This is a genomic window from Sphingobacterium sp. NPDC055431, from assembly GCF_053644255.1.
Genome location: NZ_JBSHLH010000001.1, coordinates 318,529 through 338,159, shown reverse-complemented (window position 1 = coordinate 338,159; position 19,631 = coordinate 318,529). Strand labels below are relative to the sequence as shown.

General features: G+C 42.1%; 19 protein-coding genes. 12 read left to right on the top strand and 7 right to left on the bottom strand.

Going from position 1 to position 19,631, the window contains the following annotated elements; all coding sequences use genetic code 11:
• Window positions 1-182: 182 nt before the first annotated feature.
• Window positions 183-974, top strand: coding sequence for a hypothetical protein (locus ACWIB3_RS01495; RefSeq protein WP_454290706.1), 792 nt, complete (start codon window positions 183-185; stop codon window positions 972-974).
• A gap of 87 nt (window positions 975-1,061) precedes the next feature.
• Here the strand turns inward: ACWIB3_RS01495 and miaA are convergent, their stop codons facing one another.
• The 4 genes from miaA to pdxA form a co-directional block, all read right to left on the bottom strand.
• On the bottom strand, window positions 1,062-1,991 hold the full coding sequence (miaA, locus tag ACWIB3_RS01490; protein WP_454290705.1) for a tRNA (adenosine(37)-N6)-dimethylallyltransferase MiaA: 930 nt from the start codon (window positions 1,989-1,991) through the stop codon (window positions 1,062-1,064).
• A gap of 79 nt (window positions 1,992-2,070) precedes the next feature.
• Window positions 2,071-2,649, bottom strand: coding sequence for an IS1096 element passenger TnpR family protein (locus ACWIB3_RS01485; protein WP_185211258.1), 579 nt, complete (start codon window positions 2,647-2,649; stop codon window positions 2,071-2,073).
• Between the two features lie 77 nt (window positions 2,650-2,726).
• Complete coding sequence (locus ACWIB3_RS01480; protein ID WP_185211259.1) at window positions 2,727-4,130, bottom strand: CCA tRNA nucleotidyltransferase; 1,404 nt, start codon at window positions 4,128-4,130, stop codon at window positions 2,727-2,729.
• Window positions 4,131-4,200: 70 nt separating this feature from the next.
• Window positions 4,201-5,256: a 4-hydroxythreonine-4-phosphate dehydrogenase PdxA gene (gene pdxA, locus ACWIB3_RS01475; protein ID WP_185215923.1), complete on the bottom strand. Its 1,056-nt coding sequence runs from the start codon at window positions 5,254-5,256 to the stop codon at window positions 4,201-4,203.
• Between the two features lie 138 nt (window positions 5,257-5,394).
• On the opposite strand from pdxA, the gene rsmA reads away from it, so the two are divergent.
• From rsmA to ACWIB3_RS01460, 3 genes are read left to right on the top strand one after another with little or no spacing between them, the layout of a single operon-like run.
• Window positions 5,395-6,174: a 16S rRNA (adenine(1518)-N(6)/adenine(1519)-N(6))-dimethyltransferase RsmA gene (rsmA, locus tag ACWIB3_RS01470; RefSeq protein ID WP_185215922.1), complete on the top strand. Its 780-nt coding sequence runs from the start codon at window positions 5,395-5,397 to the stop codon at window positions 6,172-6,174.
• 1 nt (window position 6,175) lies between these two features.
• The gene (locus ACWIB3_RS01465) at window positions 6,176-7,330 is read left to right on the top strand and encodes an FAD-dependent monooxygenase (protein WP_454290704.1); all 1,155 of its coding nucleotides are present in this window, start codon (window positions 6,176-6,178) and stop codon (window positions 7,328-7,330) included.
• On the top strand, window positions 7,330-8,265 hold the full coding sequence (locus ACWIB3_RS01460) for an NAD(P)-dependent oxidoreductase (protein WP_454290703.1): 936 nt from the start codon (window positions 7,330-7,332) through the stop codon (window positions 8,263-8,265). Before ACWIB3_RS01465 ends, ACWIB3_RS01460 begins: the two co-directional genes overlap by 1 nt.
• Here ACWIB3_RS01460 and ACWIB3_RS01455 read toward each other — a convergent pair.
• Window positions 8,230-9,105, bottom strand: a complete 876-nt coding sequence (locus tag ACWIB3_RS01455; protein ID WP_454290702.1) for a hypothetical protein — start codon at window positions 9,103-9,105, stop codon at window positions 8,230-8,232. The genes ACWIB3_RS01460 and ACWIB3_RS01455 overlap by 36 nt on opposite strands.
• 191 nt (window positions 9,106-9,296) lie before the next feature.
• On the opposite strand from ACWIB3_RS01455, the gene acs reads away from it, so the two are divergent.
• Window positions 9,297-11,213 (top strand): acetate--CoA ligase, encoded by a 1,917-nt coding sequence (gene acs / locus ACWIB3_RS01450; RefSeq protein WP_454290701.1) that lies wholly within the window; start codon window positions 9,297-9,299, stop codon window positions 11,211-11,213.
• A 233-nt stretch (window positions 11,214-11,446) separates the two neighbouring features.
• Here acs and ACWIB3_RS01445 read toward each other — a convergent pair whose 3' ends face one another.
• Entirely contained in the window at window positions 11,447-12,532 is a 1,086-nt protein-coding gene (locus tag ACWIB3_RS01445; RefSeq protein WP_454290700.1) for a metallophosphoesterase, read from the bottom strand.
• A gap of 221 nt (window positions 12,533-12,753) precedes the next feature.
• Between ACWIB3_RS01445 and ACWIB3_RS01440 the strand changes: the two genes are divergently transcribed.
• From ACWIB3_RS01440 to mnhG, 7 genes are read left to right on the top strand one after another with little or no spacing between them, the layout of a single operon-like run.
• On the top strand, window positions 12,754-15,063 hold the full coding sequence (locus ACWIB3_RS01440) for a putative monovalent cation/H+ antiporter subunit A (RefSeq protein WP_454290699.1): 2,310 nt from the start codon (window positions 12,754-12,756) through the stop codon (window positions 15,061-15,063).
• Window positions 15,064-15,067: 4 nt separating this feature from the next.
• Window positions 15,068-15,481: a Na+/H+ antiporter subunit B gene (locus ACWIB3_RS01435; RefSeq protein WP_093100507.1), complete on the top strand. Its 414-nt coding sequence runs from the start codon at window positions 15,068-15,070 to the stop codon at window positions 15,479-15,481.
• A 3-nt stretch (window positions 15,482-15,484) separates the two neighbouring features.
• A complete protein-coding gene (locus tag ACWIB3_RS01430) occupies window positions 15,485-15,841 on the top strand; it encodes a Na+/H+ antiporter subunit C (protein ID WP_185211268.1) in 357 nt (118 codons plus the stop codon).
• Window positions 15,838-17,355: a proton-conducting transporter transmembrane domain-containing protein gene (locus tag ACWIB3_RS01425; RefSeq protein ID WP_454290698.1), complete on the top strand. Its 1,518-nt coding sequence runs from the start codon at window positions 15,838-15,840 to the stop codon at window positions 17,353-17,355. The genes ACWIB3_RS01430 and ACWIB3_RS01425 overlap by 4 nt, the downstream gene beginning before the upstream one ends.
• A complete protein-coding gene (locus tag ACWIB3_RS01420) occupies window positions 17,352-17,828 on the top strand; it encodes a Na+/H+ antiporter subunit E (protein ID WP_094255556.1) in 477 nt (158 codons plus the stop codon). Before ACWIB3_RS01425 ends, ACWIB3_RS01420 begins: the two co-directional genes overlap by 4 nt.
• On the top strand, window positions 17,825-18,097 hold the full coding sequence (locus ACWIB3_RS01415) for a monovalent cation/H+ antiporter complex subunit F (RefSeq protein WP_093100515.1): 273 nt from the start codon (window positions 17,825-17,827) through the stop codon (window positions 18,095-18,097). Before ACWIB3_RS01420 ends, ACWIB3_RS01415 begins: the two co-directional genes overlap by 4 nt.
• Window positions 18,090-18,506, top strand: coding sequence for a monovalent cation/H(+) antiporter subunit G (gene mnhG, locus ACWIB3_RS01410; protein ID WP_185211270.1), 417 nt, complete (start codon window positions 18,090-18,092; stop codon window positions 18,504-18,506). The genes ACWIB3_RS01415 and mnhG overlap by 8 nt, the downstream gene beginning before the upstream one ends.
• Here the strand turns inward: mnhG and ACWIB3_RS01405 are convergent, their stop codons facing one another.
• Entirely contained in the window at window positions 18,507-19,571 is a 1,065-nt protein-coding gene (locus ACWIB3_RS01405) for a lactonase family protein (protein ID WP_454290697.1), read from the bottom strand.
• Window positions 19,572-19,631 lie beyond the last annotated feature (60 nt).

Sequence of the window (19,631 nt, the reverse complement as noted above, 5' to 3'; positions counted from 1 at the left end):
AGATTTATATAAATCTAATATACTGAATTCATATAGCCCTCAAACTATCAATCGATTGCATGAACAGCGAAATGGTTTTCGTAACAAAGTCAGTAAGTAGAATTACCCGAATACAGGTATTTACCCTTTTTTCATTAAGCAATACCTTTGAAACATCACATAAAATCAATCCTGTAAAAAACATGAAAAAGAAAATCAGCATGCCAATTGTCGTATTATTATCCTTAATGTTAGCTTTCGCAGTAAGCTCCTGCAGCAAGGACGACAAAGACAATGACATAGAAATTGTAGAGGACAAACCCGGTAAGATACCAGGACTTGGGAATACCGATGGCGAGCCTACTGGTCAAAAATATAGCCTACCTGAAGGCATCGAACTGCAAGGAGAGATCACTGGATACGAAGGCGATATAAATACGACAGCCAGAGCTAGGTCTAAAAAAGCGATGGTAGCAAGGAGATCATCCGACTTAAAAGCGGAAGTCCCTGCAGATCTTTCTCCTGATTTCTCACGTGGAAGCGGTTATTTCGTCAGATTGGGAATCAAATTGAAAAACAGCACCTCAACTACTAAAAAACTGGAACTACCAGCCGGTCTGATTATCAAATCCAGATCTGGAGACTATCAAAATGGTGTGCTTTTGAAAAAAGTGAGCATCGATATCCCTGCAAACAAGACTATTTATCTGGATTTACATATGTACTGTGGAAATGAAAAAAAATCAGCTTCTTCAGAATATGAAAAATATGACTTAGCCGTTATTTCCAACTCCTCAAGCCTTCATGATCTGATCAATAGACTAAAGAACAAGAAAATCAATATTGAACAATATTACAAGGATAATAAGGTGGATCAAAGTTATAATGCTTTAGTGGGCAAACTTCAGGATATTCTTTGGACCATCACCGATTCGGAAGATGGACTGAATGAAGATGACATCAAGTATATCAATGAATACTTACCGAATGACTAATTCATCAATAACTTATAAGCATAAACTATATTTGAAAATAGCCCTCTCTGGGCTATTTTTATTTTTAAGTCTTTTTTATGGGAATAATTATCCTTCTTGCTTTAACCTTTGCTCAAGATAGGAGATGACCTCTTCCCTAGCCTGAGGCTCAAACCAAACAGTATTACCATATTTCTTAAACCAGGTAATCTGCCTCTTGGCATACCTTCTGGAATTCTGCTTAATCTGCGAAACTGCATCTTCCAAACTGATGTTTCCATCCAAATAATCAAAGATTTCAGCATAGCCTACGGTCAGCAGAGCGGGTTTATTCCTGAATGGCAATAAGGATTTCACTTCCTCCAACAATCCAGCCTCCATCATCAGGTCTACCCTTTGATTAATACGATCATAGAGCCATTCCCTATCTGTATTTAAGCCAATCGTGATAACTTGAAAAGGTCTTTCAGCCTTCTGATTGGTCATAAAATAAGAGATTGGTTTCCCAGATGCCTCAAAAACCTCAATGGCACGGATGACACGTTGTGGATTGTCAATGTCCGCTTTTTCATAATATGCAGGATCGATCTCTTTTAATCGCTCTTTCAAGGGTTCCAGGCCATCCCTTCGAAACCATTCATTCAAGCTTTCACGGATATCATCTCCTGCTTTGGGAAGGTCATCCAAGCCTTCCGTCAGTGCCCGCACAAATAGTCCAGAGCCACCGACCGCGATCACCACATCCCTGCTCTTGAACAAGACCGCCAAACGAATCAAAGCTTCCCGTTCAAAATCACCGGCCGTATACTCCTCAGCAATGGAATGGGAATTAATAAAATAATGGGATGCTTGGGCTAACTCCTCAGCATTGGGCTTTGCCGTCCCTATGCTCATTTCATGGTAAAACTGCCTGGAGTCGGCAGAAATAATGGATGTTCTAAAATGATTGGCCAATTGGATTGCCAAAGCAGTTTTTCCTACAGCGGTAGGTCCAACGACTACGATCAATGTTTTTTGCCTATTCAATTCAGTGGACATCCTTTTTACTTATTAACAGAATAAAAAAATAGATGATAGAAGCTCTATCATCTATTTAAAATCTTATCGTCGAATAATCTTAATATTCGTCTTCATTAGACTTGTTTGATTCACCTTCAGACTCTTCGCCTTCCTCATCATCAAACATATCATAATCATCCTCCTCATCTACACCATATTCCTCTGCATCTTCTGGCACAAAATCGTCATCATCTTCATCATCAGCCGTAACAGGGAAGTTTGCTGCAGTCAAGTTTCTTGGTGCTTCACCGACTTTCTTGAAAAGGGCAGGATATTCTTTTCCCTCCTCTTCTTTCAAGATCTTGATCAATTCCACATGGAAATCATACGGGCGGTCAAAGTTATAGGTGTAGTAAAACTTTTGATGCGGATCATCAATAAATTTACTCAAACGAACATCTTCCACGATCAAAACGCCAGCAGCTTTCTTTCTATCGTTCGGCAAGAAAGCAATCTCCGTACCTTTTTTCCATTGGTCATTGCTCACATAGAACGAAGAGGAACGCTCTTGGTCGTAGCCAGTACTTTTTTGAATCTGTGTGTGTAAATCTAAGAAAGTACTTTTTGAAGGCATGTCAATCTCTCTGTAAACATCTTCGTAGTCTTCAAAAGTTACTCTAAATCTATAAATCGCCATATTCGTAAAATGTATTAATTTGGACAAGCTCTATTTCAAGCTTTAAAATTACATATTTTTTTAAAAAATCAATCCGTTCAAACTTTGGTTAGGCCCAATGTTTTCCCTTTTTCTATCATCAATGATAGCGCTTCTTGCCTTGAATTTGGAATTTCACCTTCCAAAATCGCCTCACGTATAGCCTTCTTGATAATTCCGACATGTTTTCCAGGTCCGATGCCAAAGGTTTTCATGATATCATCACCATCCACAGGAGGTTGCCAGTTTCTCAGGTGGTCCCGTTCTTCGACATCTTTCAGTTTCTGTTTTACGAGCTCAAAATTGTCCCTGTACTTCCTCTTTTTATATTCATTTTTGGTGGTGACATCCGCATGGCACAACAACATCAGGTCGTCGATATCATCAGCAGCCTCAAACAACAGGCGGCGAACCGCCGAATCTGTCACGATATCCTTGGCCAAGACAATCGGTCTGAGGTGAAGCATCACCAATTTCTGCACAAACTTCATCTTTTCATTCAAAGGAAGCTTCAGGTCTGCAAACAATTTTGGCACCATCTTCGCCCCACGGTCCTCGTGGCCATGGAAGGTCCATCCTACTTTTTTATCAAAGCGCTTGGTTGCAGGTTTGGCAATATCGTGCATGATCGCTGCCCAACGAAGCCAAAGATCATTGGACATTTCCGCCACATTGTCCAATACTTCCAAGGTATGGTAGAAATTGTCCTTATGCCCTTTACCATCCACATATTCCACACCGTACAATTGATACATGGCAGGAAATATCCTTTCCAGAAGGCCCGTATCAAATAAATACTTGAAACCGATAGAAGGTTTTTCAGCAAGGATAATTTTATTGAGTTCGTCAGTGATCCGTTCTTTGGAGATAATCTGGATACGGTCAGCGTTTTCACTGATGGCATTCAGGGCAGTTGAGTCGATCCTAAAGTTTAACTGGGTAGCAAAACGGATGGCACGCATCATTCTCAATGGATCATCTGAAAAGGTGATGTCCGGAGACAATGGTGTTTTTATCAATCTGTTTTGGATATCGCTCAGTCCTTGGAAGGGATCGATGAGTTCGCCATAATTCGCTTCATTCAGCGAAAAAGCCATGGCGTTGATGGTAAAGTCACGTCGATTTTGGTCATCCTCCAGGGTACCGTCCTCTACGATAGGCTTTCTGGAATCTTTTCGGTAAGATTCCTTTCTTGCACCAACAAACTCAACCTGAAGGCCTTCATAGACCAACATTGCTGTTCCAAATGATTTATAGACAGCAACTTTCGTATGTAGTTTTTCTCCTAGTTTATTCGCGAAATCAATCCCGCTTCCCAAAACAAGGATATCGATATCATCCTTGAATGGACGACCCATGATTCTATCACGGACATAGCCTCCGATAACAAAACAGGAAACTCCCTCCTGATGGGCTAATTCTCTTATTATGGAAAAAATGGGATGACTTAAATTCTCACTCATAGCAACAAAGTGCAAAAGTAATGAAATTTATAGACAACAGGTGTCAGCCTTTATAAAATCCAGCCTTTACTTAGTCACGATCTTTCGACAGTCTACGGAAAGCTAATGGATTTTCAGTCAGAACCTCTTGTTCTCTACGTCTATTTACAATATGAACTGCTTCAAAAATAGCTTCTAAGAAAGATGCATGTGAGGCCATATTTTTTCCAGCGATGTCATATCCGGTTCCATGATCTGGGGAAGTACGGACAACTGGTAGGCCTGCTGTAAAATTAATTCCATTACGCGCAGCGATATGTTTAAACGGAATCAAACCTTGGTCATGGTACATGGCTAAGACCGCATCAAACTTGGTATAGGCATCAGCCGCAAAGAAACCATCAGCTGGGAATGGACCAAAACAGAAGATATCTTCTTCATTGGCTTTCTCAATAGCTGGTTTTATGATATCACGGTCTTCCGTACCGATCAGGCCATCATCACCGGCATGTGGATTTAAGCCGAGCACCGCAATCTTTGGTTTTTGAATCCAGAAATCCTTCTTCAGGCTTTCATTCATCATCCTCAATTTATGCAATATGCCCTCTTCTGTAATGGAAGCCGCAACTTCTTTCACAGGAATATGCCCTGTAACCACGCCAACTCGAAGGTCATCGCTCACCATAAACATCAAGACATCCTTGGCATCAAAAGCATCCTGTAGGTATTCGGTATGTCCAGGAAAGTTAAAGCCTTCTTGTTGTATATTATGTTTGTTGATCGGCGCAGTGACCAAAGCATCAATCAAACCAGCCTTCAGGTCCTCTGTAGCTTTTTGCAAAGAAATAAAGGCATACTTCCCACCAATTTCGTTTTGCTCGCCCAAACTGATTTTTACATCCTCTTGCCAGCAATTGATCATATTGGGACGCTTAGCGTTTGCCTGATCCGCTGAGTTGATCACATTGAAACTGAAATCATTCACTCCAATCGCCTTTCGATGGAAGGAGGCAACTTTGGTATTGCCATAAACTATGGGCGTAAAGAAATCCAGAACACGGTTATCCATCAAGGATTTAATAATAACCTCTAAACCGATTCCGTTAATATCTCCTACTGAAATGCCTATTTTTAGTTTCTCACTCATCTTCAATGCTATTAGATATAGTCAAAAATAGCAAAAAAACATAAACATTAAGGTTCAAATGGCATTAACATGCAAATGGAACATACAATTCAAATCCTGCTCGCCTAAAAAACACTATCTTTGTAGCAAATAATTCCTATGGGTTCAGTACGCGCAAAAAAACATTTAGGTCAGCATTTCCTTAACGATAAAAATGCAGCACAACGGATCGTTGATGCTTTAACTCCTTCTCTTGGCTTCAACCAGGTCTTGGAAGTTGGACCTGGAATGGGCGTTCTCTCCGATTTCCTGCTTCAAAATGAGGCCTATGAAACCTTCTTGATCGATGTCGATGATGAATCCATTGAATATTTAGCAGACAAATACCCTGAACTTGGCAACCGACTGATCCATGGCGATTTCCTAAACCTGGACTTCAGCCAATATTTTGGTGAAAAGATGGCCGTTATCGGGAACTTTCCCTACAATATTTCTTCCCAAATCCTTTTTAAGGTCTTGGAAGAAAGAAACCGTGTGGTTGAAATGGTAGGTATGTTTCAGAAAGAAGTAGCCGAACGTTGTGTGGCCAAACCTGGTAACAAGGAATACGGAATTCTGAGTGTATTTCTGCAGGCATACTATGATGTTTCTTATCTCTTTACCGTAAAAGCAGGAGCATTCAATCCGCCACCAAAAGTCCTTTCAGGCGTGATGCGCATGGTAAGGAACAATCGCGAGACCTTGGACTGTGATGAGAAATTATTCTGGCGCGTGGTAAAGGCAGGCTTCAACCAAAGACGTAAAACCTTGAGGAATGCCCTGTCAGCTGTAGTCCCTAAAGATAGGATGAGTGACAATCCGCTCTATGAATTAAGGGCAGAACGCCTGTCCGTTCAAGATTTTGAAACCTTGACCAACGAAATTTCAAAAAGTCTCTGACATGGATGTACAAAGTGAATTTACCATTATTGGAGCTGGGGTTGCCGGACTTACCGCAGCCATTGCTCTAAAAAACCTAAACCGTGAATTCACTCTTTTTGAACAAGCCAAAGAAATCAAAGGTATCGGGGCTGGATTTGGCTTAGCAGCCAATGCCATGCAAGCCCTAGAATATATCGGAATCCGTGAGGAAGTCGAAAAGATCGGTTATTACCTAGATTCCTTTGCTATCCTTGACGAGAAAGGAAATATCCTTGTCAACCCAAACACCAATAAATTATCCGATAAATACGCGCAAAAGAATTTTGCCATCCATCGCGCCGATCTACATTTATACCTCTTATCAAAAGTAAATCAAGAACACATTGCTCTTGGCAAGAGAGCAAGTCATCTGACCCAAAAAGAGGATTATGTAGAAATACAATTTGAAGATGGAAGTTTGCACAGGAGCAAATACCTCATCATTGCTGATGGTGTCAAATCGCTCCTGCGACAACAGCTCGTCCCAACTTCAAAACCGAGATATGCTGGTTATAGCTGTTGGCGAGCGACAATAGACAACACGGAACTCAACCTGAACAGAGGATCGGAGACTTGGGGAAATAAAGGCCGATTTGGTCTAACACCACTCGTCAATAAACGAATCTATTGGTATGCATGTATCAATGGGCCCCAACAAAACCCAACTTTCAGGGGTTATGGGGTACAGGACCTGAAGCGTCAATTTGGGAATTACCATCAACCTATACAAGAAGTACTGGACAGAACCTTAGATTCCGATTTGATCTGGTCCGATATCATAGATATCAAACCGTTAAAGAACTTTGCATTTGGCAATATCCTGATCATTGGGGATGCCGCACATGCCTGTACCCCCAATATGGGCCAAGGAGCATGCCAAGCCATGGAAGATGTCGCGGTACTCCATCAGGAACTACAAAAGCAACAATCTGTAGGGCAAGCCTTCCTATCTTTTGAATATCGAAGATTATCCCGGACCAAGTATATCACAGATACTTCAAAATTGATCGGTGATGTTGCTCAATGGGAGAATAAATTCTTAATTTCAGTCCGAAATAACCTCATGAAGATCATGCCCGACAGCATGAACCAAAAAGCTTTGATCAAGCTGTTCAAGGAAGATTTCATGAAATAATGCATAATATGAATATTTTAATAGTCGACGATATCCATGAAGTTCTGTTGCAGAAATTAAGTCGCGCTGCAATTGCCTATTCTTACCAACCCGACATGAACAGAGCGGAAGCGGAAAAAGCTATCCCTGATTTTGATGGCCTTATCATCCGTTCGAAATTCCAAGTGGACAAAGAATTTATTGACCTCAACCCCAACCTCAAGATGATCGGTAGAGCCGGAGCGGGAATGGACAATATAGATGAAGCTTACGCTAGCAGCAAGGGTATCAAATTGATCCCTGCCAATGAAGGAAACCGCGATGCAGTAGGCGAACACATGATCGGAATGCTCTTGAGCTTGATGAACAACCTGAACCGTGGAGATCGTGAGGTTCGATCTGGCGAATGGAATAGAGAAGAAAACAGAGGCTATGAGCTGAAAGGAAAGACCGTGGCTCTCATCGGATATGGCCATAATGGTCAAGCCATGGCAAAGAAACTATCTGGATTTGATGTAAAAGTCATTGCTTACGATAAGTATAAAACTGGTTTTTCTGACCTATATGCCAGCGAGGTCTCGATGGAAGAAGTCGTGCGGAGAGCCGATATATTAAGTTTCCATATTCCTTTAACACGTGAGACCCGAGGTATGGTGGATGACGAATACCTATTCCATTTCAGGAAACCCATCTTCTTTTTGATGGGTGCTCGCGGGGGAATCGTTAAAATCCCCGCAGTATTGAAGAAAATGGACGAAGGCAAAATTATTGCTGCGGCATTTGATGTGCTGCCTGTTGAGAAATTCCCTGCTTTGGCCGAAGAGCCTTGGTATCAGGACCTGACCCAAAGAGAAAATGTACTATTGAGCCCACATGTTGCCGGTTGGACATTCGAAAGTTATTATAAGCTATCCGAAGTATTAGCTGATAAGGTTATTGCTCACGAGTATCAATAGCCATACAAAGAACCATTGAAGCACTAAAGCTAGGTCTAGGAGATAGACATGGTGATAGTGCTTTTCTTTTGAAAAGATAATGATCCTGAACATGGCCAAGATGAGGATCGTCGTCAACAACAAACCAATTTTTACAGCCCAAGTATTTGGGGACAAGAGAATTAGGATCAAATGGAAGACCCCTATTCCATAAGATAAATTAATCGCTCTTTCTTTTCCCAATAAGATCGGCACTGTTTTCAGGTTATACAAACTATCCTGTTCATAATCCCTGATATCAAAAGGCAGTGTACAAAGCACTAAGAATACAATTTTTACTAGTCCTAAGTAATTGGCAAAGTACCAATCTATTTGCTCGCCATTGGCAAACAGCTCCACTACGGGAAGTCCCACACTACTTAGGGACCAGACTAAGGCGATATAAAAAACTTTAAGTCCGGGAATCTGCCGCATCCCTACCCATCTGTCATTTACCTTGACCAATGGAACGGCATAGGCCAAACTCATCGCACCAATAAAGCCCAAAAAAAACAAAGTCAAGATATGCACATGTAACAAAGCCCAAACCGTGGTCAAAACTGACAGGCCACTCAATCCCCAAAAAAGCCACATGTTCTTCCCGATCCATCGGGTTCGCTGAAATGGTGATTTACTGGGGTCTTTTGGCAGGGACAGGTACAGGCTCAGGTTATAGAGAAGCAAGGTGGTAGCGCCTTCAATGATCAAGATATCATTGTTGACCGGAAACTGCAGGATATAATAGGTCAAGGCACATTGAGCCACCGCTGCCAAGGCAATCAGTAGATTCGTATGAACCAAAAAATAGTATATCCTTTTCAAAATGCCTGTCATGGTAACCTAACAATTGTTCTCAATATTTGTTCCTAGCCTACAAAAATTAGTATTTCAATCGAAAAAAAATTAAATTAGCTATACAGGTCCTTGTTTTTTCCGCATTCAATAACTAATTGACCGAATTAAATAATTTCCTGACGTAAAGATAATGTAGACCTATAATTTTTTAAAAAAAGATGAATTTTCAGCTTAAATCTTTTGAGGAGTATCAAGAAGCTTACAAAAGGAGTGTAGAAGAACCCGAAGCGTTTTGGGGTGATGTGGCAGACCATTTCTTTTGGAAAAGAAAATGGAACAATGTGTTGAACTGGAACTTTAAAGATCCAGACATCAAGTGGTTTGAAGGCGCGAAACTTAATATTACAGAGAACTGTTTAGATCGTCATATCTATAAATTAGGAGATCAACCTGCCATTATCTGGGAACCTAACGATCCCAATGAGGCACACCGTATCCTGACCTATAAGCAATTATTGCAAAAAGTTGAGCAGTTTGCGAATGTCCTAAAGAACAATAATATCCGCAAAGGCGACAGGGTATGTATCTATTTACCGATGGTACCTGAATTGGTCATTGCTGTCTTGGCATGTGCTCGTATCGGCGCGATCCACAATGTGGTATTCGGCGGTTTCTCCGCACGCTCTATCGCAGATCGTATCAACGATGCAGACTGTAAATTGGTCATTACCTCTGACGGTGGTTTCCGTGGCCAAAAAATATTGGAACTGAAATCTATTGTGGATGATGCCTTGATGCAATGTGATTCTGTAGAAAAAGTAATCGTTTTGACCCGTACCCGTACTCCAGTCTCCATGATCAAGGGTCGTGATGTATGGTGGGAAGATGAGATCAAGAAAGTGGAAACCCAAGGTAATCCTGCATGTCCTGCTGAAGAGATGGACGCTGAAGATACTTTGTTTATCCTGTACACTTCCGGATCAACCGGTAAACCGAAAGGCGTGGTTCATACCACAGCTGGATACATGGTTTACACAGGATACACCTTTGCAAACACCTTCCAATATCAACCGGGCGAAGTTTACTTCTGTACAGCTGATATCGGTTGGATTACCGGACACAGCTATATCGTCTATGGGCCTCTTTCTCAAGGTGCTACCTCATTGATGTTTGAAGGAATCCCGACCTACCCGAATGCAAGTAGATTCTGGGATATCGTCGATAAATATAAAGTGAACATCTTATATACCGCTCCTACAGCTATCCGTTCCTTGATGGCCTTTGGCGATGAGTTCCTAGAAGGAAAAGATCTTTCTTCACTACGTGTTTTAGGAACTGTTGGTGAGCCGATCAATGAGGAAGCATGGAACTGGTACCACGATAAAGTCGGACATGGCAAATGTCCAATCGTAGATACCTGGTGGCAAACTGAAAACGGAGGACACCTCATTACCCCGATTGCAGGCATAACGAAAGAGATCCCTGGCTATGCGATGTTGCCACTACCGGGAGTTCAACCATGCTTAATGGATGAAAACGGTGAAGAAATCCAAGGCAACGATGTGACGGGCAACCTATGTATCAAGTTCCCTTGGCCAGGCATGTTGCGTACGACTTGGGGCGATCATGAGCGTTGTAGACAAACCTATTTCTCTACTTACCAAGATATGTACTTCACTGGCGATGGTTGTTACCGCAGTCCTGAAGGCTACTACCGTATCACCGGTCGTGTGGATGATGTATTGAACGTCTCCGGACACCGTATCGGCACCGCTGAGGTTGAAAATGCAATCAATATGCACTCGGATGTAGTGGAGTCAGCAATCGTAGGTTACCCTCACCCTGTTAAAGGGCAAGGTATCTATGCATACGTCATTGCCAACCACCATATCGACGCAGAAAAAACAAGACAAGATATCCTGCAAACGGTGACCCGTATTATTGGAGCCATTGCAAAACCAGATATTATCCAATTCGTAACGGACCTTCCTAAAACTAGGTCTGGAAAAATCATGCGTAGGATCCTACGTAAGATTGCCGAAGGCGAATTGAATAATCTAGGCGATACTTCAACCCTCCAAGATCCAAACGTAGTGGAAGCTATTATAGAAGGTTCTAAGGAAATGAAGAAATAATCGTACAGGATTAAAATAAGTATTCCATAAAAAAAATGGAGCCTACAGAATAAGTAGGCTCCATTTTTTTATGTCCTGTTTTGCCGATTTGATCTAGAAAAATGTTCTGGCTAGTTTTTTAGAAAAATCCTAGCTTATATTTTGACCTCATTCGAGACACATTCCGAATTTTCCGAATGTGTCTCGAATGAGGTCAAAGCAAAACCCGAAGCCTTTTGGTCAGGAAAATCGAATCAATCCTCCAGTGAAAATTGAAATTCCTGGTTTTTTTCAGTTTTGTAAGCTAGGTTCTGGGTTGCTGGGGAGATGGCAAAAAGCGGTGAAAAGGTTTTCACCTTTACAGTCTTTCCATCCGGAAGGAATTCCAGGTACCTCAACCAGCCATCACCACCATTCCCGAACCAGCCTCCGCCCATGGCTTGGGCATTGAAGGTCATCTGGCTGACGGTTTTCCCGGCAGCGTTCTTATCCTGTCTGAAACCAATGTGTCCATCAAAATTATCCGGATCGCCAATATGTCCAGAGAAAACCATTCGGATATTTTTGGAAGGTTTTACCAGTTTTTCAAACACTGCGGCACCATAGTTTGCATCCTCAATCTTATATCCTTCTTTTTGAATATGGTTGCTTTTGCTATCCAAATAGGTATGGGTCAACAAGATCACATCATGGTTTTCATATTTCTGTTGGTCCAAAGTTTTCTTTGCCCAAGCAAGCACTTCATTTCGAGGAGCAAATTCAAGGACCATTACCAATAATTTCTTTGGATGAGGTGTTTCAAACTCATATACTGCATTGACAGCGGATGAATTCCCATTGAGGCTTGGGCCTACCTCACGCAATGCTCTTGCATTGAATCCATTTTGTTCCGCTGAGAAATACCTGTCATATTGGGTAGCTCTATATTCAGCGCTCACATGGCCATAATCATGGTTACCGGTTGCCAAAACATAAGGGACACGGTTGTCCAGTTTACGGAAAGCTTCGCTGGTATTGGTCCATTGCTGTTTGCTGTTTTGGTTGGCCGCCTTGCTGTCTGGGTTCAATAGATCATTCTGTTCAACCAAATCGCCCGTACATAGTACAAATTGGGTATTTAGGGAATCTGCATTTTCACGGACCCAAGAGGTCATCAGATTTAATATACCCACATTGCGGTCATATTTGACATAGGTTTGCGGGTCAGGAATTAAAACCAAAGACCAGGATTTGCTGTTTGTAAGTTTAGGTTTGACATAGCTTTGTTGGGCAATTAACTGCTGCGAGAACAATAGCAACGCCAACAAAGTGGAGAGCACTGAAAAAGATTTAAAATTCATAATGATTAAAAGTTGATTATCTAAATTTAATAAGAAAAGGGGATTTTTATTGAAAGTATATGTTTTTATTGGGGGCCAAAAATATTCATGATGGATTTTGAGGAATTGGCTTATTGCAATTATTTTTGAATTTCATCATGTTTTCTCTTAATTAAGGCGAGAAAAATGCCTGTTTTTTATTATTTTTAGCCGAATCCCATTAATTCTTTAAGAGAGCGCGCATGTTATTTACGATACTTCTAGGTTTGATTTCTTCGATTTTGCTCATTCCATTTGGCAAAAAGCTTAAATCATCCTGGAGCATCATCATTCCGCTCATTCCCACAGCTCTATTTATTTATTACATGGGATATATCCCAAAAATTGCTGCTGGATCTACCTTTTTCCAAGAAATCAGCTGGGTTCCATCCTTAGGGGTCGACTTCAACCTCAAGTTGGATGGTTTATCTCTGTTGTTTTGCCTGTTGATCACGGGAATTGGCTGTGGAATTTTCTTTTATGCCCGAACATATCTCAAAGGACACCCTTATTTTGACCGATTTTTTGGATATCTCTATCTTTTTATGTCGGCCATGCTGGGTTTGGTCCTTTCGGACAATATCTTTTTGCTGTTTATCTTTTGGGAATTGACCAGTATCAGTTCTTTTTTCCTGATTGGGTTCAACAATGACCAAGAGGCATCCCGAAAAAGTGCGATGACCGCGCTGACCATTACCGGTATGGGCGGTTTCTTTTTACTTGCCGGCCTTGTCTTGATAGGCAATGTAGCTGGAACCTATAGGATTTCTGAATTAATAGAATATCGGGACGTTATCTTGAACCATCCCCAATATCCATTGATCCTATTCCTGATCTTTATTGGAGCATTTACCAAGTCGGCCCAATTCCCATTCCATTTCTGGCTGCCGGGAGCCATGAAGGCCCCTACTCCGGTGTCGGCCTATCTGCATTCTGCGACCATGGTGAAAGCGGGGATCTATCTTTTAGCTAGGTTTTTCCCGGTGCTGAGCGGAACGGATTTATGGAGCTATACCTTGATAGGCGTGGGCGGATTTACCATGTTATATTCCGCAGTTCACTCCCTGTTCAGGATTGACCTGAAATCTATCTTGGCCTATACGACCATTTCAGCCCTTGGTATGCTGGTCTTTTTGTTGGGAGTCGGCACGAAGGAAGCTGTTATTGCAGCCAGTGTATTTATCCTGGTGCATGCACTCTATAAGGCCACCCTATTTCTGGTCACAGGAATCATCGATCATGAAACTGGGACACGGGATATCACGAAACTTTCTGGTTTGCGAAAAGTGTTGGGCCCAGTTGCCCTAGCCGCTGGTTTAGCCGCATTGAGCAGTGCGGGCCTTCCGTCTACATTCGGCTTTATCGGTAAGGACCTCATTTATGAAGCGACCCTACATTCGAAGGAAAATTGGATATTGATATTGACGATATTGGCTGTCGCAACCAATGTCTGCTTGGTAGCAGCTGGATTTATGGCTGGGATCAAGCCATTCTTTGGCGAGCTTCCATCAGCCTATTCGAAACTGCACCTTCCCTATAAATCCATGTGGATTCCACCATTGATCCTTGCCACTTTAGGCCTAATCTTTGGGTTGATCCCCGAACTGACCGGAAACTTACTGAGTTATCAAACTGCCAATTCCATCTTTGCTGCTGATACCGAAATGCATTTGGCAATCTGGCATGGCTTCAACACCGTGCTGATCTTAAGTTTGGCAACACTTGGGGCAGGAACTTTTGTTTATTTCATCAATAAACCTAGCGAAGCGAAAGTAAAACGGGTGGAAAACCTAGATAGGATTTCTCCTCAGCGGATCATAACCGGTTATGCCAATGATATCGTACGCTTTGCCGATTGGTTCAGTAACTTCTTCCATAATGGCTATCTACGGTCATACCACATGAAGATCATCCTTTTTGCTGAAGCGCTATTGATATATAAACTTTGGCAAAGTGGCCCAATCCAGATTGATTTCGACAACCTGACCCCATTGACCATCTACGAGGTGGCCGTGGTGATCATCCTTTTGGGTGCTTTGGTGATCGTTATCTCTACACCTTCCCGATTGACCTCGGTGGTGGCGATGAGTGTCATCGGCTATTGTATCTGTTTGATGTATGTGTTCTACAGTGCACCAGATTTGGCCATGACCCAATTTACCATTGACACCTTGAGTACCGTACTTTTCGTATTGGTCCTATATAAATTACCGAGTTTCCTGAACCTTGCTTCAAAGCGAGAAAGATACCGGGATAGCATCGTTGCACTGGCCTTTGGCGCTATACTTTCCATCATTGCCTTGAAAGTGCTGTATGAGCCAATACAAACGCAAACCAGCGATTTTTACGGAGAGAACGCTTATATCTTGGCAAAAGGAAAGAATGTGGTGAACTTGATCTTGGCAGATTTCCGTGGGATCGATACCATGTTTGAAACGGTGGTCTTGGGAATTGCCGCATTAGGCGTGTACAGTTTGTTGAAATTGAGATTAAAATCTTCAGAAAAGGAATAAGATCATGCGCAGTATAATATTACAGACAGCTACAAGATACCTGTTACCCATTTTACTTCTATTCTCTTTCTTTCTGTTGTTGAGAGGGCATTATTATCCTGGAGGAGGATTTGTGGGTGGTCTTGTGGCCTCCATAGCCTTCGTATTGCACAGTTTTGCCAATGGTACGGAAGCGACCATGAAGATATTGGGGAGAAAACCCTTGTCCCTGATTCCCATTGGATTGGGTATCTCTGCAGTTGCCGTGGTGATGCCTACCTTTTTTGGGCTGCCCCCCATGACTGGATTGTGGTGGGAAGAAAAAATTCCGGTTATCGGGATGATCGGATCGGCTTTATTTTTTGACCTCGGGGTTTACCTGGTCGTGATAGGAGTTGTATTAACTATTTTATTCACTATTTCACTTACTAAGGATTAATAGATGGAATTACTGTTAGTACTCGTTTTAGGTTTTTTATATGCTGCCGGGGTCTATCTGATCCTTCGGAGGAGCATGGTCAAGCTATTACTGGGAATTATGCTCTTAGGGAATGGAACGAACATCCTGATCTTCCTATTAGGTTCGATCACCAAGGGTAAACCGCCTGTGATCGATTCACAGCACAATGTTTTCCAGGATATTTATGCAGACCCTATTCCGCAGGCCTTGATTTTGACGGCAATTGTAATCAGTTTCGCCCTGACCGCCTTTGCCATTGTATTGTTAAAACGTGTTTATGCTTTAGTGGACACAGATGATTTAGATGATTTAAACACGCCGGAAGAAGAAGATATATGATCGACAACCATATTTTAGCCCCTGTATTCATACATCTTTTTACGGCAATCATACAATTGATTGCTTGGCGAAAGACTATTTCACAGCGCTTCTTAAGCGTTGGTGGAACATTTATAGGTTTGCTGATTGCCATTCGTTTATTTGCAAAGGTGTACACGGAAGGTTCCTTGCACATGAATGCTTCCAATTGGGAGCCTCCCTTTGGGATTGTATTCGTTGCAGATATGCTGAGTACGACCATGGTCTTATTGACTTCCATTGCTGGCTTTGCCGTATCCATCTTTTCATCGGTTGGATTGAGCAGGCAACGGATGCTATATGGCTATTTCCCTATCTTCCATTTCCTGTTGATGGGCCTGAACGGAGCCTTTTTGACCGGAGACATCTTTAACCTGTATGTATGGTTTGAGGTGGTAATCATTTCTTCCTTTGTATTGATGACCCTTGGGGGCAGAAAAGCGCAATTGGAAGGTGCCGTGAAGTACATGGCCATGAATATTTTGGCCTCAACATTTTTCCTGACCGGAATCGGTATCCTTTATGGAATCACCGGTTCTTTGAACATGGCTGATCTTTCCCTAAAAATCAGGGATTTTGATAATAAGGCTTTGGTAGGCATTACGTCGATCTTTTTTATTTTAGGATTTGGAATCAAGTCGGCGGTATTCCCGTTGTACTACTGGTTACCTTCATCCTATCATACTCCACCCTCTGCCGTCGCGGCGACATTTGGTGGCTTATTGACTAAATTAGGGATTTACGCCATCTTAAGGGTTTTCAGCCTGATCTTTATACCCGATGAGTTCACCAGAAACCTCTTTATGGTCCTGGCTGTTTTGACGGTATTGACGGGAGCCTTTGGGGCATTGATCAAGACCAATATCAGAAGGATGTTCTCCTATCTGATCGTCTGCCATATCGGGTTTATGCTGGGAGGTATTGCCATGTTTACCAAACTCGCTTTAATGGGAACTGTATTTTACCTGATCCATGACATCATGGTCAAGACCAATATGTTCCTGATCGCAGGGTATATACGTTTGGTAAGAGGCAGCATGGACATGAAAAAACTTGGCGGATTATATAAAGATTATCCGTTGATTTCCCTGATCATCGCCTTGGTCCTGTTTTCATTGGTGGGTATTCCACCACTTTCAGGATTTTGGCCAAAGATTTATCTCTTCCAGGAAGCTTTCGTGGATAAGCAGTACTTCTTCATTGCAGCATTGATCATCGGCAGTTTGGTAACCATGTATGTGATTGCCAAGATGTGGGCCGATGTTTTCTGGAAAGATGTTCCAGTTGGAGTGGTTGTTGAGGATAAATTCCATGATCAGCCATTGTTCAAGAAAATACTGTTGGTGGGACCGATCCTGATCCTGTGCTCCGTAACCCTGTACATTGGATTCAATGCGGAGAACATCATTACGGTGGTCGATAGAATTACAAATGAATTGTTGGACACAAGCCCTTACATCCGTACCGTTTTGGGCGATAAAGCTTTTGAACAATGATCAAGTTTTTTTTAATGAACCTGCTCCTATCCTTTATCTGGGTAGCTCTGACAGGCTCGCTGTACTATTCTAACTTTATCTTCGGCTATTTGCTGGGGTTCGGCGTGCTATGGATCATGAACAGGAATGAAACTGATCAGCGTTATTTCTATCGTGTGCCTAAGATCATCAGTTTCTTCTTTTTCTTTCTATTTGAGTTGATCAAAGCGAATATTCAGGTGGCTTATGATGTGATCACGCCGAAATACTTCTTCAAACCGGGTATCGTTCGTTATCCAGTCAATACCACGACAGATTTTGAGATCAATATATTGGCGACTTTCATTTCCCTGACTCCGGGCACACTGATTATTGACATCAGTGATGATAAGAAAGCCATTTACATCCATGTGATGTACCTCAAGGACGAAGAACAATTTATAAGGACATTAAAAACAGGGGTTGAACGGAAATTATTGGAGATATTACGATGAGTTTAGAAACCTACTTTGATTTTGTCATATTACCAATCTTGACCATATCGGTTTTATTGGTGTTTATCCGTTTGTTCAAGGGACCATCCGTTGTGGATCGGGTGATGGCCTTGGACCTCATCATTACCATTGGTATTGGGATCATTACGGTCTACAGTATCCGTCAAGAGCAGGAAGTGCTGTTGGATGTGGCCATTATCTTGGCACTGATTGCCTTCCTCGGTACCATTGCATTCTCTTACTATATAGAAAAACAACAAGATGATTGAAATTATTCTAGCTATACTGAGCACTGTTGGTGCACTTTCTATCCTCTTTGCCTCCATAGGGGTACTGAGAATGCCGGATTTCTATCTGCGGTTATCCGTAACGGTAAAGGCTTCTACCCTAGGGGTCGGCTTGTTGCTGATCTGTGCAGCCATCATGTTCCCTGAGGATGTTTCCGTGACGACAAAATCCATTGCCATCATCTTCTTTTTACTGCTTACGGCACCAATTGCAGCCCATATGATCGGAAAAGCGGCTTATTTCATTGGTATTCCCCTATGGAAAGGTACAGTCATCGATGAACTGAAAGGGATGTACAATAAAGAAACCCACTGCCTGGAAAGCGACCCTAAAAAAGCGGACCAGAATGCACCAGACAATATCGCGGATACCGACGATGCAACAGATTAACTAAAACAGGATACTAACGGGCTTGGATGCTTTGATCCTTTTTCCTGAATCCGTTAATTTTCCCGATTTTTTATCCCTATTGAAAACGACAATTTCGTCAGTCAGCTGATTGCCAACCAAGATGAATCGCTCATCTGGACTGAAATTGAAATTTCGAGGTCCTTTCCCCTGTACTGAAATCACTTCTTTTCTTCTTAGTTTCCCATTCTTGCCAACCGCAAATGTCGTTATGGTATTGGCATCAATTCTATCGGTAGAATACAGGAATTTCCCATCTGAGGACACTTTGATATCTGCGGCGCCACTTTTTCCCTCAAACTCTGGAGAACGCATGGAGATAATCTGGTAAGAATCCCAAACGCCATCTTTCTTCTTGAAAACCTCGATATCACCGGTCATTTCCATCAGGGAATACAGGACATTGCCATTGGGATGAAAGGCGATATGCCTAGGACCTCCGCCAAGGTTGACATTGAGTTGCCCCTTTTCAACAAATTGGAATTTGCCGTTGTCGGTTTTCTGAACATCGAGGATATAAATCTTATCAGCACCTAAATCGGAAACATACAATAGATTATCGGGACCAAAAAAAGCGGAATGGATATGGGAAGCCTCTTGACGGGCTTTATCTACACTTTTTCCATGATATAGTTTGGTATCGTCCTTGGATAGGACCTCCCCTTTTGGAGAAAGCTGAAACAAATCCAAGGCACCCCCCAGATAATTGGAAACTACGGCATATTCAGCATCTTTACCGATGACCACATGGCATGGTGCTGAACCTCCAGTTGCTAATTTGTTCTGAAATTTCAGGCCCTCTTTGCCCAGTGAAAAGGAAGAAAGAGATTGACTACCGTCGGTCATTTCATTTGCGGCAAGCAGGAAATAGCCTCTTCTGTCCAAGAATGAAGGGTTAGGGGTACTTGTCTCGCGGACCAAGGTTGCATCTCCAGTTTTAGTATCAAAGCTGAACTCGTAAATTCCCTTGCTTCCATTTGGGGAAGTATAGGTACCGATATAAAGTGGGATTTGGGTATTCTGAGCCTGAGTTAATGTGACATTCATGAAAAGGAATAGGAAAAATAGCAGTCGTGTGTTCATCTGTTAAATATGGTTAAATCGCCT

Excerpts from the sequence above, each read along its gene's own strand:
- ACWIB3_RS01495 (WP_454290706.1), top strand. The coding sequence starts at position 183 with ATGAAAAAGAAAATCAGCATGCCAATTGTCGTATTATTATCCTTAATG.
- miaA (WP_454290705.1), bottom strand. The coding sequence starts at position 1,991 with ATGTCCACTGAATTGAATAGGCAAAAAACATTGATCGTAGTCGTTGGA.
- ACWIB3_RS01485 (WP_185211258.1), bottom strand. The coding sequence starts at position 2,649 with ATGGCGATTTATAGATTTAGAGTAACTTTTGAAGACTACGAAGATGTT.
- ACWIB3_RS01480 (WP_185211259.1), bottom strand. The coding sequence starts at position 4,130 with ATGAGTGAGAATTTAAGTCATCCCATTTTTTCCATAATAAGAGAATTA.
- pdxA (WP_185215923.1), bottom strand. The coding sequence starts at position 5,256 with ATGAGTGAGAAACTAAAAATAGGCATTTCAGTAGGAGATATTAACGGA.
- rsmA (WP_185215922.1), top strand. The coding sequence starts at position 5,395 with ATGGGTTCAGTACGCGCAAAAAAACATTTAGGTCAGCATTTCCTTAAC.
- ACWIB3_RS01465 (WP_454290704.1), top strand. The coding sequence starts at position 6,176 with ATGGATGTACAAAGTGAATTTACCATTATTGGAGCTGGGGTTGCCGGA.
- ACWIB3_RS01460 (WP_454290703.1), top strand. The coding sequence starts at position 7,330 with ATGCATAATATGAATATTTTAATAGTCGACGATATCCATGAAGTTCTG.
- acs (WP_454290701.1), top strand. The coding sequence starts at position 9,297 with ATGAATTTTCAGCTTAAATCTTTTGAGGAGTATCAAGAAGCTTACAAA.
- ACWIB3_RS01445 (WP_454290700.1), bottom strand. The coding sequence starts at position 12,532 with ATGAATTTTAAATCTTTTTCAGTGCTCTCCACTTTGTTGGCGTTGCTA.
- ACWIB3_RS01440 (WP_454290699.1), top strand. The coding sequence starts at position 12,754 with ATGTTATTTACGATACTTCTAGGTTTGATTTCTTCGATTTTGCTCATT.
- ACWIB3_RS01435 (WP_093100507.1), top strand. The coding sequence starts at position 15,068 with ATGCGCAGTATAATATTACAGACAGCTACAAGATACCTGTTACCCATT.
- ACWIB3_RS01430 (WP_185211268.1), top strand. The coding sequence starts at position 15,485 with ATGGAATTACTGTTAGTACTCGTTTTAGGTTTTTTATATGCTGCCGGG.
- ACWIB3_RS01425 (WP_454290698.1), top strand. The coding sequence starts at position 15,838 with ATGATCGACAACCATATTTTAGCCCCTGTATTCATACATCTTTTTACG.
- ACWIB3_RS01420 (WP_094255556.1), top strand. The coding sequence starts at position 17,352 with ATGATCAAGTTTTTTTTAATGAACCTGCTCCTATCCTTTATCTGGGTA.
- ACWIB3_RS01415 (WP_093100515.1), top strand. The coding sequence starts at position 17,825 with ATGAGTTTAGAAACCTACTTTGATTTTGTCATATTACCAATCTTGACC.
- mnhG (WP_185211270.1), top strand. The coding sequence starts at position 18,090 with ATGATTGAAATTATTCTAGCTATACTGAGCACTGTTGGTGCACTTTCT.
- ACWIB3_RS01405 (WP_454290697.1), bottom strand. The coding sequence starts at position 19,571 with ATGAATGTCACATTAACTCAGGCTCAGAATACCCAAATCCCACTTTAT.